This window comes from Kingella sp. (in: b-proteobacteria) (assembly GCF_030527935.1).
Classification (GTDB): Bacteria; Pseudomonadota; Gammaproteobacteria; order Burkholderiales; family Neisseriaceae; genus Kingella_B.
Genome location: NZ_JAUMZV010000011.1, coordinates 18,221 through 31,753, shown reverse-complemented (window position 1 = coordinate 31,753; position 13,533 = coordinate 18,221). Strand labels below are relative to the sequence as shown.

Genomic DNA, 13,533 nt, shown 5'->3' with positions numbered 1-13,533 from the left:
GCGCTATTTGCTAGCGGGTGCGCTGGCTTCTGGCGCTGGGGTGGCTGCGCTGGGGCGCGTCCATTGTTGGGCGGCGGACGGCGCGGCGGTGGATTGCTCGGGCTGCGGATAGTAGCGTTTGGGCGGCTGGTGGCAGGCGAGCGCGGCGGTGCTGGCTAGGGCGAGCGCGGTGAGTAGGATTGATTTTTTCATGTTAGGTCTCCTTGTGGATTGGGTTGATTAAGGCAGCCTGAAAATGCGGGCGGGGTGGGTTGGGCTACGGATAACGTTCCCCGCGCCCTTTGGCTTGCTTGCAAGCCGTACGCTGGTGAAACCAAACGCTGCGCTTTGCTAAACTTCATTTCAGGCTGCCTAAATTGCAATCCAAGCGGGGTTAGCCTTGTTAAATCGGTTTGATTACCATTAAAAAATAGATGACTACGGTGGCGCAAAAGGCGGGGTAGCCGAGCAGTTCCCAATAGAATTGATACCGCCGATAGCCATCGGGCAGTTGCGTTTCGCCTGCTGCCCATGCGGCTTGCGCTTGCTGCGCCATTTTGATTTGCAGCCACACCACGGGGAGCCAGCACGCGCCCGCCAGCGCGTACAACGCCAGTGTCCATTTCACCCACAGCCACGCGCCGTTCCATGTGAGCGGCATACCCATTTGGTACAGCAGCCACAAGCCCGATAGCGGCTGGAAAATCACGGCGGGCGTGGTGAACCACCAATCCGCTTTCATCACCCATTTTGCCACCACCGCTTGCGCCGCCACCGAGCCTGAGCGGTTTGCCCAAAATAGGTAAAACGCGGTGCCAAAGCCTGTGCCGACCATCAGCGTTGCCGACAAAATATGCAGGGTTTTCACGATTAAATAGGCGTTCATTTTTGTTCACTCCTGTTCGCATCACACAAATAAATCAACATCGCCACAATCGGCACATTTTTCACCAACGGCGCAAACGGATGCGCCCACATTTGCGGCAGCCTGAAAGCGATAATCGCGCTATACGCCAGCACCACCGCCGCTTGCGTCGCCCAAAACCACGCGCGATAACGCAAGCGCGTGCAGCAGCCGAGACCGAATGCGATGTCCAACGTGCATGAGAGTGCGAACACGGGCAGACGATAGGCAGCCTGAAAGCCAACTTGCGCCAGCAAATCCAGCGATTGCGGCAAGGCAAACAGCGTGGGCTGAATGCCGCTCCATAGCCACAAAAACGCCATGCTGTACACCAAATAATCAAGCCGGTGCATCGCGTCAAGCCGTTTCATCGCGCAACTCCTTTTCTGCGGGCGACACCAATGGCGCGGGCAAAAAACACCATGCTGCCAGCGCCGCCGCCAACACGCCCGCCAACGCCGTCCACACCAGCCAATCCGACTGCGCCACCGAGTTATCCAGCCACATCGTCTCCCCCACCGCCACCGCTGCGCACAGTCCCACCGCGTGCAGTCGCCCCCACGCTGTGCTGCGTGTGCGCCAAACCGCCAGCCAAACCCCGCACACCAGCGCAGGCAAAAAGCCATACAGTAGGCTTGCCAACACCACGGGTAGCATAAACGCGCCCAGTGGTAGCCCCATGCCGATGCCAAACATCAGCGGCATAATCAAAGCGTAAAGCGTTATCACGCGGGCGGTGGGGTAGTTTGGGTTCATTTGTTTTGTTCCTAAATTTCTGTTGAGACAGAAATGGGTGGTTAAAAATTTTTGGCGGGGTGGGTTTCAGGCTGCCTTTGGAGTTAGGAGATTAGGCAGCCTGAAAACGCTTATTGCAACAGCTCCCCATCTATGCGCCCAAAAAACTCGCTAATCTCAAAATACACTTCGCGCGTGTCGCCGCTGGGCGATTGCAGCGTGATTTTGTCGTAAATCCCCGCCTTGTCTTGCAGCAACGCCTGCCCCGTTTTGCGATACTGCGGCAAGTGTTCCACCAGCCACGCATTTTCCGCCGCGATGCCGCGCATGGTGTCGTTTTCATGGATTTTTACCGCCCGCGCCATGCTGCTGCCGTCCGCTTTTTGGCGAGCAGATTGGGCTTGGGCGGGCACGGTGTTGCCCTTGTTCTGATGCAATTTTGCCTGCGCCATAGGGCTAGCCAGCAGCGCGGCGAATAAGATGGTAGAAAGCAGTGTTTTGCTGTTCATGGTTTGACCTTTCATACATAGATAATAGATAAAGATATTTTTCAGGCTGCCTTGGCGGCGATGGTTCAGGCAGCCTGAAACAGCGTTATTCCGCCTTGGGCAACACCACCGCCGCCAAAATCCCCGCCGACGCGCTCGCCGCCAATATAGCCAAAATCGCCACTTCACGCGGTGTCCACATCGCCATCAGCAGCATACTCACGCCGCCCACCATCGCCGCCCAACCCACGTTTTTCCACGAGCGCGTGCTCCGCCGCCACGCCCGCCAGCGCAAACACAAAAATCACCCGCCCATTGGGATATTCAGGCTGCTTGGGTTGCAAATAGTTGTAGCCCAAAATAGCCAGCGCAATCGCCAACAGCACAACCATAAAGCCCAATCCGTCCATATTCCGCTTCTAACGCAAAAATTTCTGAATGCTCGCGCCCAGCTTCAACACCCGCGCCAGCGTGGCGGTGGACAGGCGCAGCATTTCGTTTGTCCACGCCGTGAGCGTGCCAATAAAATCATGCGTTTGCGTGATGCGCTGCTTCACCGCTTCGTTTTCCTGCGCAAACTCGGGCGACTGCATCAGCTGATGCAAAAACGCCAGCGTCGGCTCAATTTCCCTGCGCTGCCGCTGCTCCACAATGGTGCGAAACAGCGTCCACACATCGTCAGACGTGGCAAAATAATCGCGCCTATCGCCCATTTGATGCACCACTTGCACCAGCTGCAACGACTGCAACTCCTTGATGCTATTGGAAACATTAGACCGCGCCACGTTCAGCGTGTCGCAAATTTCATCGGCGTTCAGCGGCTTGCCCAAAATATAAAGCAGCGCGTGAATCTGCGCCACGGTGCGGTTTACGCCCCATTTGGTGCCCATTTCGCCCCAATGCAAAATGAATTTTTCGGTTACGGGGTTGAGTTGCATGGTTGGTTTTTTGTTTGGATGTTTACAGGATTTTGCGTAGGTTAATTATTTTTTAAATTTCTGTCAATACAGAAATTAAAGATTAAAAGGCAGCCTGAAAAGCTCAACCCATCTGCCACATAAAAAAGCAGCCTGAAAACACATTCAGGCTGCTTGGTCATAGATGCTCACCGCTGCGGCGCAACGGGTGCAGATGCTTGTTTCTGCTGCGCTTTTTGTTTTGCCGCCACTTTTTCCTTGCGCTGCTGCTCGCTGATGAGCGCACGGCTTTCGCGCGTGCGTTTGGCTTTGGCGAGTGCGCCGTCTATGCGTTCAATCAGCGGCTTTTTCAGATTGTTTTTGGCTTGGGCAAGCGGTGCGCTGGCGAGCAGGCTCAATGCAGCAACAAGGGCAATCAACGATTGGGTTTGCATGGTGTTTCCTTTCGTTTAAGGCAGCCTGAAAGTGGGCTGATTATTATTTGGTAGTGTCCTAAAAAGTATGCTGCACTGCTGTTCCTTCCCCCGCCAACGGGAGAGGGAACAGATTGCGGAGTTTTTACCCAATACTGCTTGCTATCAACCATAATCAAGTCAGCATACTTTTTAGGACACCACCTATTATTTTACTGCGGTTTGCGGCTTGGTTTAATGGTTTTCAGGCTGCCTAACGACATTCCGCCAACACAGCGTCCGCCGCCAATTCATCCGTATTCAATTTCAGCATTTCGTGCAAGTGGGCAAAATCGGCTTCCAGCGCGGCGATTTTTTCAGGCTGCCGATACCAATCCAGCAGCGCGGCGGCGAGTTTCTCGGGCGTGGCATCGGCTTGCAGCAGCTCGGGCACGGCATCTTTGTTTAACAAGATATTGGGCAGCCCCACGCGCGCCACTTGGATTTTGCGTTTCACCAGCCAATAAGTGAGCGCGGTGAGCTTGTAGCTAATCACCATCGGGCGTTTGCACAACGCCACTTCCAGCGTTGCCGTGCCGCTGGTAACCAGCACCACATCTGCCGCCGTGCACGCCAATTCGGTGCGTGCCGATTGTAGGCGGATGGGCAGTTTTTCAAATTCAGGCTGCGCTAAAAAATGCTGCAAACGCGCGCGGGCGGCGGCGGTAGGATAAGGCGAGACAAACTGCGCGTTGGGCAATTCGCGCAAAACCAGCTGCGCAGCGCGAAAGTAAATCGGAGCCATTTGGTTGATTTCGTTTACTTGGCTGCCCGCCAGTATCGCAAACACGGGCGTGTCGGCATCCAGTTTCAGGCGCGCGCGGGCGACGGCTTTATCTGCCTGCATCGGCAGCGTTTGCGCCAGCGGATGTCCCACAAACAACGCCTTGCCGCCCGCCGCTTCGTATAACGGAGCTTCCATTGGGAACAGGCACAACACTTGGTTCGCCTGCTGCACAATCTTGTTCACGCGCTCGCGCTTCCACGCCCACACCGATGGCGAAACATAATGCACGGTGGGAATGCCCGCCGCTTTAAGCTGCGCCGCCACGCCCAAATTAAAATCGGGCGCATCAATGCCCACAAACACATTGGGGCGGACTTTTTTCAACTGCGCCACCAGCTCGCGGCGGATTTTCAAGATTTCAGGCAGCCGCTTGATGACTTCGGCATAACCGCGCACGGCAAGGCGTTCTTGGTCAAACAGGCTTTGGCAACCAGCGGCTATCATGCGCGCGCCGCCGATGCCGATAAATTGGGCATCAGGGCGTTGTTTTTTGATGGCTTCAATCAGATGCGCGCCGAGCAAATCGCCCGATGCTTCGCCCGCAGATAGGGCAATAATCAGGGGTTGGGACATGATGATTTTTTGTAAACAAGAATGGGGGTATTGTAAAGGATATTGTGCCAAGGCAGCCTGAAAATGTGGGCGGGGTGGGTTTCAGGCTGCCTTTGATGCGAACAACAAGGCAGCCTGAAAATATATAACGGGTAGAATGTGTGGCTTTGCCACGCACGCAGTAGGTTTCAATCGCCATCCAACCGCGTGCGTGCCTACTATGGCTCACACCCTACGAGATTGATTTCACATTTTCAGACTGCCTTTGAATGGGCGCAAAAGGCAGCCTGAAAACAGATAGCGGCTTGCGTGGCGCATATAGCCAACCAGTCAATCCATACACACCAAAGGCAGCCTGAAACGGGAAATCCCACTTTCAGGCTGCCTATTACAATCCCAGCACTCACACCGCCACGTTCACATACTTCAACGCGATAAACTGCTTCTCGCTGTCCACTTCGCTAATCGCCAGCTTCACCAGCGTTTTGGGCGCGATTTCCAGCGGGATGCCTGTGGCGCGGGCAACCAGCGGCAAGCCTTCAATGCGTACCAAATCTTCTTTTAACACGGTGGCGTTGATTTCGCGCACGCCTTCTTGTTCCAGCCACACCAGCGACCAATAGCCTTCCATGCTGTCTTGAAACTCGCGGTAGGCGGCGTAGGTGCTTTCAAACGCGGCAAGCTCGGCGAACAACGCGCTGTCGTTTTTGCCAAAGCGCGGCGGCGTGTGTTGCAGCAGCGTTTGCAGTTGCTTTTGGTTCACATAATCGCAGGCGCGGCGCAGCGGCGATGTGAACCAGCCATAATGTTGCACGTTCATGCCGATGTGCGGCTCGGATTGGGTGCTCATGCGCACGCGCCCGCTGGGCTGCACGCGAAAAATGCCGCTGATGTCGTTATCGTGGAGCATTTGCGCCCATGTGGTGTTGGCTAAAATCATCATTTCGCTCACCAGCGTGTCTATCGGCGAACCGCGCTCGCGGCGGACGATTTGCACTTTGCCGTGTGCGTCAAATTCAATGCTGTAATCGTATTTTTTCGGCGTGGCGGGGTCTTCGTAGCGGTCGCGGCGTTTTTGCAACGCGTATGCCAGATTGAGCAGATAAATCAAATCGGCATGATGGGGGAACTGCGGCTCGGCTGCGCTGACCGTGCCTGTTTCGCTGTTGAAATGCGGCTCAATGTCTTGAATGCGCAGGTTGGTTTCAATAAACACGCGCTCTATTTTGGTTTCGGGCGCGGAAAGCTCGCCATCGGCGGATACGTTGAAATACACGCTGAATGCGGGTCGCGCTGCGCCTGCGTCTAGGCTGAACGTGCTAATCCAGCTTTCAGGCAGCATGGTGATTTTGTGCGCGGGGTAGTACACGGTGGATTGGCGTTGGAACACGATGCGCTCCATTTCGCTATCGGCGGCGATGGCAAGCGCGGGCGCGGCGATGTGGATGCCGATGCGTTTTGCGCCGCCGCCCAAGTCTTGCAACGAGAGCGCGTCGTCCACTTCGCTGGTGTCGCGGTCGTCAATGGAAAAAGCGGCGATGTTTTCGGCAATGGGTAATTCGTTTTCAGGCTGCCTTGGCGCGGCAACGTTTGCAAAGCCTGTGCCCTGCGGAAAGTTTTTGTATTCAAAGCGTTGCACCAAATAATCAGGCAAGGCTTGGATGGCACCGATGTGTTTGGCAAGCTCGTAGGCGGAAAGTTTGAGCGTGTCGGCGGCTTTCACAAAGGCTTTGTAGGACAAGGCTTGCTTATCGGGCGCGTGCAAAATTTGCGGCAAATCGGCGGCGATTTCGGCGGGCAGGCAGCCTGAAACCATGCTTTGCGCCCACGCTTGGATTTGCGCTTCCTGCTCGGCTTTGCGCGCCATGCTGGCAAGGGCTTGCTGCAAAATGTCGGCGGGCGCGGCGCGAAAGTGGTTTTTGCCTTTTTTGTGAAAATACATCGGCGCGGCATACAGCGCGATAAACGTGGCGGCGAGTTGGATTTTGCTGGGCTGGTTGCCAAAATATTCGGCGGCGGCGTGTTCGGCGGAAAATTCGTCTTCGCCCACGGCTTCCCACAGCAGCTCGGTGTCTATTTCGGCGGCTTCGGCTTGCGCGGCGGCGAGAAAATCGGTCATATCGCCGTCAAATTCTATGAACGCGCTGGCGGTTTTGATTTTCACGCGTTTGCCGTGTTGGCTGTCGGCTTGGTAGGTGGTTTCGTTTTTTTGGACGATGCTGGCAACTTTCAGGCTGCCGCCGTCTTCGTAAAATAGATTCATGGGCGTGGGCTTGGAGTGGGTAAAAGGGGGCGATTATAGCCCAAAGGCGGGCTAAGAACCTGTATTCACTATTTGCATAGGCATCTTTAATGCCCTAAAAACGCGGCTACTGCGTTAAAAATGCGCGCAAGGTGTTCAACCTTGCTGCGCTTTTTGCCTTGTATCCGCGCTTTTATGTCATCAAATCTGTCTATGCAAATAGTGAATACAGGTTCCGAAAACCGCAGGCGCGGGCGAAATGGGGCGCATGAAAAAACCCTGTTCGCTTGGAACAGGGTTTTGAGATTTGGTGCCCAGGGTCGGACTCGAACCGACACGCCTTGCGGCGGGGGATTTTGAGTCCCCTGCGTCTACCAATTTCGCCACCTGGGCAGGTATTGAAGTGCGCCATTTTACGGATTTTTACGTTGCTGTCAAATGGTATTTGGGCGAGGATGGTTAGGGGGTTGTTTGGTATGGGGATTTTGTTTTCAGGCTGCCTTATCCGCCAGTTGTTTTAATTCGTACACCAAATCCAGCGCGGCGCGGGCGGTTAGGTCGTCTGGGTTGATGGCGTGTAATTTTTCGGCGATGGGATGGGGGATGGTGGCGTGGTGGGCGGGGTTGTCATCGCTATCGTCATCGTTGGCATCGTTATCGGCGGTGGCAAATAGGTTGAGCTGTCGGTCGGCGGCTTGTTCTTCTAGTGCGGCTAGGTGGCGGCGTGCGGATTTGAGTGCGGCGGTGGGCAGCCCTGCTAATTTGGCGACGGCGATGCCGTAGCTTTTTTCTGCTGCGCCGTCTTGGATGTGGTGCAAAAACACGATGTTCTGCCCTTCTTCTAGCGCGGATAGGTGCATATTGAATGCGCTGGGGTGCTTTTCGGGCAGGTGGGTGAGTTCAAAATAGTGGGTGGCAAATAGGGTGAGCGATTGGTTTTTGCTGATGAGATGTTCGGCGATGGCTTGGGCTAGGGCGAGCCCGTCAAAGGTGGATGTGCCGCGCCCGACTTCGTCCATCAATACCAATGATTGCGGCGTGGCGTGGTGGAGAATGTAGGCGGTTTCGGACATTTCTACCATAAAGGTGGAGCGGTTGCTGGCTAGGTCGTCTGACGCGCCGATGCGGGTGTGGATTTGGTCTATGGTGCCGATGGTGGCAGCTTCGGCGGGGACGTAGCTGCCTGTGTGGGCGAGCAGGGCGATGAGCGCGACTTGGCGCATATAGGTGGATTTGCCGCCCATGTTGGGACCGGTGAGCAGGGTTAGGCGGCGGCTGGGGGTGAGCTGGGTGTGGTTGGGGGTGAAGTGGGGGACTTGTTGTTCTACTACGGGGTGGCGGCCGTTTTGGATGTGGATGCTGCTTTGCTCGGTAAATTGGGGGGCGGTGTAGTTTTGCGTGCGGGCGGTGTGGGCGAAGCTGTTGAGTACGTCTAGCGTGGCGGCGGCGCGTGCGCTGCGTTGGATTTGCGGGAGCTGGGCTTGCAGTTGGCGCAGTAGGGCTTCGTAAAGCTGTTTTTCTAGGGTGAGACTGCGCTCTTGGGCGGCTAGGTATTTGTCTTCAAAGGCTTTGAGTTCGGGAGTGATGAAGCGTTCGGCGTTTTTTAGGGTTTGGCGGCGTTGGTAGTGGGCGGGGGCGTGTTCGGCTTGGGCTTTGGTGAGTTCTATATAAAATCCGTGCACGCGGTTGTATTCTAGTTTCAGGCTGCCTATGCCTGTGTTTTGGCGTTCTTGTTCTTCCATTTGGCGCAGGGTGTCGCTGCCGTGGTGGTGCAGGTGGCGCAGTTCGTCTAACTCGGCGTGGTAGCCGTGGTTGATGATGTTGCCGTCTTTAAGCCAGATGGATGGCTCGGGCAGCAGGGCGCGTTGTAGCTCTTGGGCGATAGCGGCTGTGGCGGGGAAGCTGTCGCCTAGGGTTTGCAGCAGGGGGCTGGGTGGCAGCCTGAAAGTGGATAGGGTGAGCAGGCTGTCGCGCAGGGCGGATAAATCGCGCGGGCGTGCGCTGCCTAGGGCGATGCGGGCGGCGATGCGTTCTAGGTCGGCGATGGTTTTCAGGCTGCCTGATAGGTTGGCATCGCTGGCAATCAGCGCGGCAACGGCATCTAGCCTTGCTTGGATGTGGGCGCGGTTGCGCAGGGGGTGGTGCAGCCATTGGGCGAGCAGGCGGCTGCCCATGTGGGTGGCGCAGTTATCCAGCGTGGAAAACAGGGTGGGGGCTTTTTTGCCTGATAGGGTGGCGGTGATTTCTAGGTTGCGGCGGGTGGCGGCATCTAGGGCGATGTATTGATGTTCGTGTTCCAGCGTGAGCGCGTCTAGGTGCGGCGGCAGTTGGCTTTGGGTGATTTTTAGATAGTTGAGCAATGCGCCTGCGGCGGCGATGGCGGCGGGGTGGTTTTCAGGCTGCATCCCGTTGGCGTGCAAATCTTGGCTGCCAAAGTATTGCGTAAGCAGGGTGAACGCGGTGTCGGGGGCGAATTGCCAGCTATTGAGCCGCGTGATGCTGGTTTGCGCGGCGATGTGTTCAGGCAGCCTGAAATTATCGGGGGCGAGCAGTTCGGCTACTTGCAGGCGGGCGAGTTCATCGGCAAGCTGGTCGGCATGGATGATTTTGGCTTTAAATTCGCCGCTTTCCAGCGCAGCCCATGCCAGCGCGGTTTGCTTTTTCAGCACGGCAAGCGCGGCGATGCGGTTGGGCTGTTTGTCTTCCAGCAACGCGCTGTCGGTGAGCGTGCCCGGCGTGATGATGCGCACGACTTTGCGCTCCACCACTTTGCCCGCCACGGCTTCGCCAATTTGCTCGCAAATCGCCACGCTTTTGCCCAGCTTCACCAGCTTGGCAAGATATTGCTCCACCGCGTGATGCGGCACGCCTGCCATTTTGATGGGTTCGCCGCTGATTTGCCCGCGCGTGGTGAGCGTGATGTCCAATAGCTTGGCGGCTTCCACCGCGTCGTCAAAAAAGAGTTCGTAAAAATCGCCCATGCGGTAGAACACGAGCTTATCGGCGTGCTCGGCTTTGATGTTGAGATATTGCTGCATCATGGGGGAAAGGGGTTTGGACATGGCGGGTAGCTCGGCGAGAAAAAGACAGAATTATAGTTTAGGCAGCCTGAAAAACAAAAATCGGCTCAAAAGCCGATTGCCTTACCATTTTTGCCACACCCTAAGCTGCTCGGTTACCAGCCGCGTTTGCCGCTCAGGCTGCCGAATAAAAAAATCCACATTTTTGGCGGTATCCGCATCCTTGGGCAGCACCGCCAAAATTTTGCCTTCCATTTTGCCATCGCGCGTTTTCCAAGCGGCTAAAAACTGCTCACGGCTTAACGACATATTGCCCAGCGATGGGTCGGCAAGCAACACCGTATTGCCGTTGATGCCGCGCAACACCGAAAAATGGTCGTTTTTGCGGTATTTCAAATACACAATCACAGGGATTTTCAACTGCGCCAACTGCTCAAACGGCAGCGCATAGCCTTTCGCTTCAAAGCCAAGCTGCGGCATCACTTGCTGCATATCGTCAAACGAAGCGCGCAGCTCCGTTTTATTCATGCGCACCAAAATTTCCTGCTCGGTTAGCTGCTGCCCATAAAAATTGTTTAACAGCGTGGCAATGGAAGCCGCACCGCAAGAAAAATCCAAATTCTGCTTCACAATGCCTAAATCGCGCCGCGCTTTCCAGCTTTGCACCCGCGCTTTGCCAAAAGCAAGCGGATTATCCACGGCAAACGGCTGCGCGAATGCCGCCGCAGAAGCAAACAACAAAATCAATAGAGAACAACGCATAGGGTATCTTTCTGAAATTTTTAGGCAGCCTGAAAAGCATTCTGTTAGAATACAAAAAAATACATTAAGGATATTTAACATGGAAGTGAATGAAAAGGTTAAGAAATTGCGCCAGCTTAATCATCTAACCCAAGAGCAGATGGCAGAAAAACTCAATCTTTCATTTGATGGCTATCAAAAGCTGGAACGCGGCGAGCGGCAATTTGATATTAACAAGCTGGAACGCATTGCAGCCGTGTTTGGCATAACCTTACCAGAGCTTTTTGCGATAGATGAAAACAGCACCATCTGCATCATTAACGAGAAAAATCAAACCAGTAATATTTTGTTTATCAGTCAAAAAACAGACCAAATCAGCCAAGTTTATAACAGCAACCCAAACGATTTAATCGCAGAAAACGAAAAATTAAAGCTCACGGTGGAGCATCAAAATAGAGAAATTGAATTATTAACCGAATTGCTTGCCACATACAAAAACCAATCTTAGAAAATCAAATATTTGATAATTATCGAATATTTGATTTTTTTGTTTTTAGGCAGCCTGAAAACGATTAACTATTGCGAGCATGGATAGGCAGCAAGCCATAGGTGCATATTGGTACTAATAGCTCCATAAATTTCGTTTCTTTTATGAATTTGCATACAAGGGAGAATACTTTATTTTTTTGCTAAAAATATAGGAAGCGTTGTAAATAAACCAGCACAAAAATCAAATGCAATTTGGATAAAAATATTGTCATTGTGTTTTATATTTAAATTTATTGCTGGAATGGATATTAAAATAAAAAACAATATGCAAGATGATAACACGAAATAAGAGTAATATTTATCGTTGATAAATTTCAAAGCCAGTAAGAAAGCAAGTAACGCACCTACCATGCTAGCAAAAGCACCAATTATTAGCATAACAATCAACCTCAATCTGGAATAGTGTGGTTTTAAACAGTTTTATTATTTAAAACCACACTGTTTAGTTCATAAAATTTTGGTGGTGTCCTAAAAAGTATGCTGCTTGTTTTTTTTTAGTAATTTAAATTAGCCAAATTCCGCTGTTTTAACAGGAAATTTTGTACGATAGAAATGTCGTTATTGGCTTGACGTTTTATGTCAGCATACTTTTTAGGACACCACCAATTCATTTTAGGCAGCCTGAAAAATATGGAGCTATTGCCGCGCATGGAAATAAATATCAAATTTTCTTTGACTTTAACTCCATCTCTATTTTAGAAAAAGCGTATTTCATTACTCTGCTATATATTATGGCAGCAACAGCAGAGCTTACAAACAGGGAATAATATTTATCAATTTCACAAAAGCGATACAACAAACCATACAATATGAATTGTATTAAAGCTGTTGCTGCCATTAAGAAAAGAAATACAATAAGTATTTTGATGATTTTCATTGCGTAATCTATTGTTTTGTTTAAAACAACATGATGCACCACTAAAATATTCACATGATGCATCATGTTTAATGGGGTGTTTATGGATTAGGACTACCCCATTCCTGATTCACTTTTTCCCCAACATAACCAGCTGCTGCTCCACTACCAAATGCAATGGCGGCAGTTTGGGCTAAATATGCAGGGGCTACGACTAATGCTCCATTTACAGCAGTAACAGGAGCGAATGCTCCACCAGCTGCGCCACTTGCAACAGAAACCACAAACCCTTTTGCATCACGCCCACCCGTTAACAGATAGCCTGTTCCACCACCAACAGCCCCTAATCCAGCACCAACAGCGTGGGAAGTCATAATAGCACCAGCTGCATTCAATGAATTCAGCTATTTGCTTGCGGGTATCAATTTAACGACAAAGACAGCAATGATTGTTAGACATAGAAAGTATATGCCAAGAAAAGATAAGGTGTTGGCTTGTGGATAATGTCTAAAAACATAAAAAATGGCAAATAAGGTAAGAAAGTGAAAAATATATCCACTAGTCATTAAGGAGTATTTAGTTGTTTTTTTTATTTGCACATGACTTTTTCTCATGCTAATCAAACCAGATAAAAAAAATGCTAGCGATAAAAAAAGGATAGCAAACATAATTAGTTTCCTTTCATTTGTCTATAAACACATCCTAGATGTCAGCATTATTAGTTGAAATGCTAGGATGTGTCATGTTTCAGAGTAAATTTTTAATTAAGCACAAAATGGTCTATCCACAGACCGCCATTGGGATTGGGATTTGAATTAGTGGTAGGCGGGTTTGTACTAGGTGGTATTTGTGGTTGTGTATTTTGTGTATTTGTTGACGGGTTTGAATTGGGTGTTCCAATGGGAATTGTAGTACCTGTTCTCCCAGCAAAAGTTACAATTCCTGTTCCAACGGCAGTTCCACCCAATGTCGTTAGTGCAGAGCCAACTCCTTCAACAGGATTGGCTGCGCCTAATAAAGCTCCAACTCCAATAGATGCCATGTGTTCATTGAAATTATATGACCCTCCCATAACAGCACCTGCCATATAACCCAAATGTCCGCCAATCCCACCTGCAATAGCACCGATGGCGTTAGCAACCCACTCTCCTTCCGTCTCCTTCATCTCTTTCTGCGACAACTCTTCCACTTGAACTTGCTGTTCGGGGGTGTGGTTAAACACCTGTGTTTCAAAGTTATCAGCAAAGGCCGGGGCAGCAAAGGCTGCCATTAAAATTGCTGCAATCGCTTGATTTTTCATGATAAAGCTCC

Annotated in this window: 17 protein-coding genes and 1 tRNA gene; 2 read left to right on the top strand and 16 right to left on the bottom strand. The window is 51.9% G+C overall.

Translation table 11 applies throughout. The features are described from left to right. Nucleotides 1-3 precede the first annotated feature (3 nt). The 14 genes from Q4A85_RS05050 to Q4A85_RS04985 form a co-directional block, all read right to left on the bottom strand. Nucleotides 4-192 carry a hypothetical protein gene (locus Q4A85_RS05050; RefSeq protein WP_303108197.1) on the bottom strand — a complete coding sequence of 63 codons (189 nt, stop codon included), beginning with the start codon at nt 190-192 and terminating at the stop codon, nt 4-6. A 190-nt stretch (nt 193-382) separates the two neighbouring features. Beyond that, nucleotides 383-865, bottom strand: coding sequence for a DUF2269 domain-containing protein (locus Q4A85_RS05045; RefSeq protein ID WP_303108196.1), 483 nt, complete (start codon nt 863-865; stop codon nt 383-385). Beyond that, the gene (locus Q4A85_RS05040; RefSeq protein ID WP_303108194.1) at nt 862-1,254 is read right to left on the bottom strand and encodes a DoxX-like family protein; all 393 of its coding nucleotides are present in this window, start codon (nt 1,252-1,254) and stop codon (nt 862-864) included. The genes Q4A85_RS05045 and Q4A85_RS05040 overlap by 4 nt, the downstream gene beginning before the upstream one ends. Beyond that, nucleotides 1,241-1,639: a hypothetical protein gene (locus Q4A85_RS05035; protein ID WP_303108192.1), complete on the bottom strand. Its 399-nt coding sequence runs from the start codon at nt 1,637-1,639 to the stop codon at nt 1,241-1,243. Before Q4A85_RS05035 ends, Q4A85_RS05040 begins: the two co-directional genes overlap by 14 nt. 110 nt (nt 1,640-1,749) lie before the next feature. Beyond that, the gene (locus Q4A85_RS05030) at nt 1,750-2,127 is read right to left on the bottom strand and encodes a hypothetical protein (RefSeq protein ID WP_303108191.1); all 378 of its coding nucleotides are present in this window, start codon (nt 2,125-2,127) and stop codon (nt 1,750-1,752) included. A 164-nt stretch (nt 2,128-2,291) separates the two neighbouring features. Beyond that, nucleotides 2,292-2,516, bottom strand: coding sequence for a hypothetical protein (locus Q4A85_RS05025; RefSeq protein ID WP_303108190.1), 225 nt, complete (start codon nt 2,514-2,516; stop codon nt 2,292-2,294). Between the two features lie 9 nt (nt 2,517-2,525). Next, nucleotides 2,526-3,044 (bottom strand): GbsR/MarR family transcriptional regulator, encoded by a 519-nt coding sequence (locus Q4A85_RS05020; RefSeq protein ID WP_303108188.1) that lies wholly within the window; start codon nt 3,042-3,044, stop codon nt 2,526-2,528. A 167-nt stretch (nt 3,045-3,211) separates the two neighbouring features. Further along, entirely contained in the window at nt 3,212-3,457 is a 246-nt protein-coding gene (locus tag Q4A85_RS05015) for a hypothetical protein (RefSeq protein WP_303108186.1), read from the bottom strand. 232 nt (nt 3,458-3,689) lie between these two features. Then, nucleotides 3,690-4,835, bottom strand: coding sequence for a lipid-A-disaccharide synthase (lpxB, locus tag Q4A85_RS05010; protein ID WP_303108184.1), 1,146 nt, complete (start codon nt 4,833-4,835; stop codon nt 3,690-3,692). Nucleotides 4,836-5,068: 233 nt separating this feature from the next. Then, nucleotides 5,069-5,221, bottom strand: coding sequence for a hypothetical protein (locus tag Q4A85_RS05005; RefSeq protein ID WP_303108182.1), 153 nt, complete (start codon nt 5,219-5,221; stop codon nt 5,069-5,071). Continuing rightward, a complete protein-coding gene (locus Q4A85_RS05000) occupies nt 5,218-7,077 on the bottom strand; it encodes a ribonuclease catalytic domain-containing protein (RefSeq protein ID WP_303108180.1) in 1,860 nt (619 codons plus the stop codon). Before Q4A85_RS05000 ends, Q4A85_RS05005 begins: the two co-directional genes overlap by 4 nt. A gap of 287 nt (nt 7,078-7,364) precedes the next feature. Continuing rightward, nucleotides 7,365-7,449 (bottom strand) — tRNA-Leu (locus tag Q4A85_RS04995). Between the two features lie 98 nt (nt 7,450-7,547). After that, the gene (gene mutS, locus Q4A85_RS04990; protein ID WP_303108178.1) at nt 7,548-10,118 is read right to left on the bottom strand and encodes a DNA mismatch repair protein MutS; all 2,571 of its coding nucleotides are present in this window, start codon (nt 10,116-10,118) and stop codon (nt 7,548-7,550) included. Between the two features lie 81 nt (nt 10,119-10,199). Continuing rightward, the gene (locus Q4A85_RS04985; protein ID WP_303108176.1) at nt 10,200-10,838 is read right to left on the bottom strand and encodes a C39 family peptidase; all 639 of its coding nucleotides are present in this window, start codon (nt 10,836-10,838) and stop codon (nt 10,200-10,202) included. 79 nt (nt 10,839-10,917) lie between these two features. On the opposite strand from Q4A85_RS04985, the gene Q4A85_RS04980 reads away from it, so the two are divergent. Together Q4A85_RS04980 and Q4A85_RS04975 are read left to right on the top strand one after the other, a co-directional pair. Beyond that, entirely contained in the window at nt 10,918-11,325 is a 408-nt protein-coding gene (locus tag Q4A85_RS04980) for a helix-turn-helix domain-containing protein (protein ID WP_303108174.1), read from the top strand. Between the two features lie 580 nt (nt 11,326-11,905). Next, a complete protein-coding gene (locus Q4A85_RS04975) occupies nt 11,906-12,133 on the top strand; it encodes a hypothetical protein (RefSeq protein ID WP_303108172.1) in 228 nt (75 codons plus the stop codon). Between the two features lie 190 nt (nt 12,134-12,323). Here the strand turns inward: Q4A85_RS04975 and Q4A85_RS04970 are convergent, their stop codons facing one another. Further along, on the bottom strand, nt 12,324-12,617 hold the full coding sequence (locus Q4A85_RS04970; protein ID WP_303108170.1) for a hypothetical protein: 294 nt from the start codon (nt 12,615-12,617) through the stop codon (nt 12,324-12,326). 365 nt (nt 12,618-12,982) lie between these two features. Beyond that, nucleotides 12,983-13,522 carry a hypothetical protein gene (locus Q4A85_RS04965; RefSeq protein WP_303108168.1) on the bottom strand — a complete coding sequence of 180 codons (540 nt, stop codon included), beginning with the start codon at nt 13,520-13,522 and terminating at the stop codon, nt 12,983-12,985. Nucleotides 13,523-13,533: the final 11 nt, after the last annotated feature.

What these genes read in the sequence shown, in the direction of transcription:
- mutS (WP_303108178.1), bottom strand. Translation starts at nt 10,118, where the DNA reads ATGTCCAAACCCCTTTCCCCCATGATGCAGCAATATCTCAACATCAAA.
- Q4A85_RS04985 (WP_303108176.1), bottom strand. Translation starts at nt 10,838, where the DNA reads ATGCGTTGTTCTCTATTGATTTTGTTGTTTGCTTCTGCGGCGGCATTC.
- Q4A85_RS05035 (WP_303108192.1), bottom strand. Translation starts at nt 1,639, where the DNA reads ATGAACCCAAACTACCCCACCGCCCGCGTGATAACGCTTTACGCTTTG.
- Q4A85_RS05050 (WP_303108197.1), bottom strand. Translation starts at nt 192, where the DNA reads ATGAAAAAATCAATCCTACTCACCGCGCTCGCCCTAGCCAGCACCGCC.
- Q4A85_RS05015 (WP_303108186.1), bottom strand. Translation starts at nt 3,457, where the DNA reads ATGCAAACCCAATCGTTGATTGCCCTTGTTGCTGCATTGAGCCTGCTC.
- Q4A85_RS05030 (WP_303108191.1), bottom strand. Translation starts at nt 2,127, where the DNA reads ATGAACAGCAAAACACTGCTTTCTACCATCTTATTCGCCGCGCTGCTG.
- Q4A85_RS05020 (WP_303108188.1), bottom strand. Translation starts at nt 3,044, where the DNA reads ATGCAACTCAACCCCGTAACCGAAAAATTCATTTTGCATTGGGGCGAA.
- Q4A85_RS05040 (WP_303108194.1), bottom strand. Translation starts at nt 1,254, where the DNA reads ATGAAACGGCTTGACGCGATGCACCGGCTTGATTATTTGGTGTACAGC.
- lpxB (WP_303108184.1), bottom strand. Translation starts at nt 4,835, where the DNA reads ATGTCCCAACCCCTGATTATTGCCCTATCTGCGGGCGAAGCATCGGGC.
- Q4A85_RS05045 (WP_303108196.1), bottom strand. Translation starts at nt 865, where the DNA reads ATGAACGCCTATTTAATCGTGAAAACCCTGCATATTTTGTCGGCAACG.
- Q4A85_RS04965 (WP_303108168.1), bottom strand. Translation starts at nt 13,522, where the DNA reads ATGAAAAATCAAGCGATTGCAGCAATTTTAATGGCAGCCTTTGCTGCC.
- Q4A85_RS04980 (WP_303108174.1), top strand. Translation starts at nt 10,918, where the DNA reads ATGGAAGTGAATGAAAAGGTTAAGAAATTGCGCCAGCTTAATCATCTA.
- Q4A85_RS05025 (WP_303108190.1), bottom strand. Translation starts at nt 2,516, where the DNA reads ATGGACGGATTGGGCTTTATGGTTGTGCTGTTGGCGATTGCGCTGGCT.
- Q4A85_RS05000 (WP_303108180.1), bottom strand. Translation starts at nt 7,077, where the DNA reads ATGAATCTATTTTACGAAGACGGCGGCAGCCTGAAAGTTGCCAGCATC.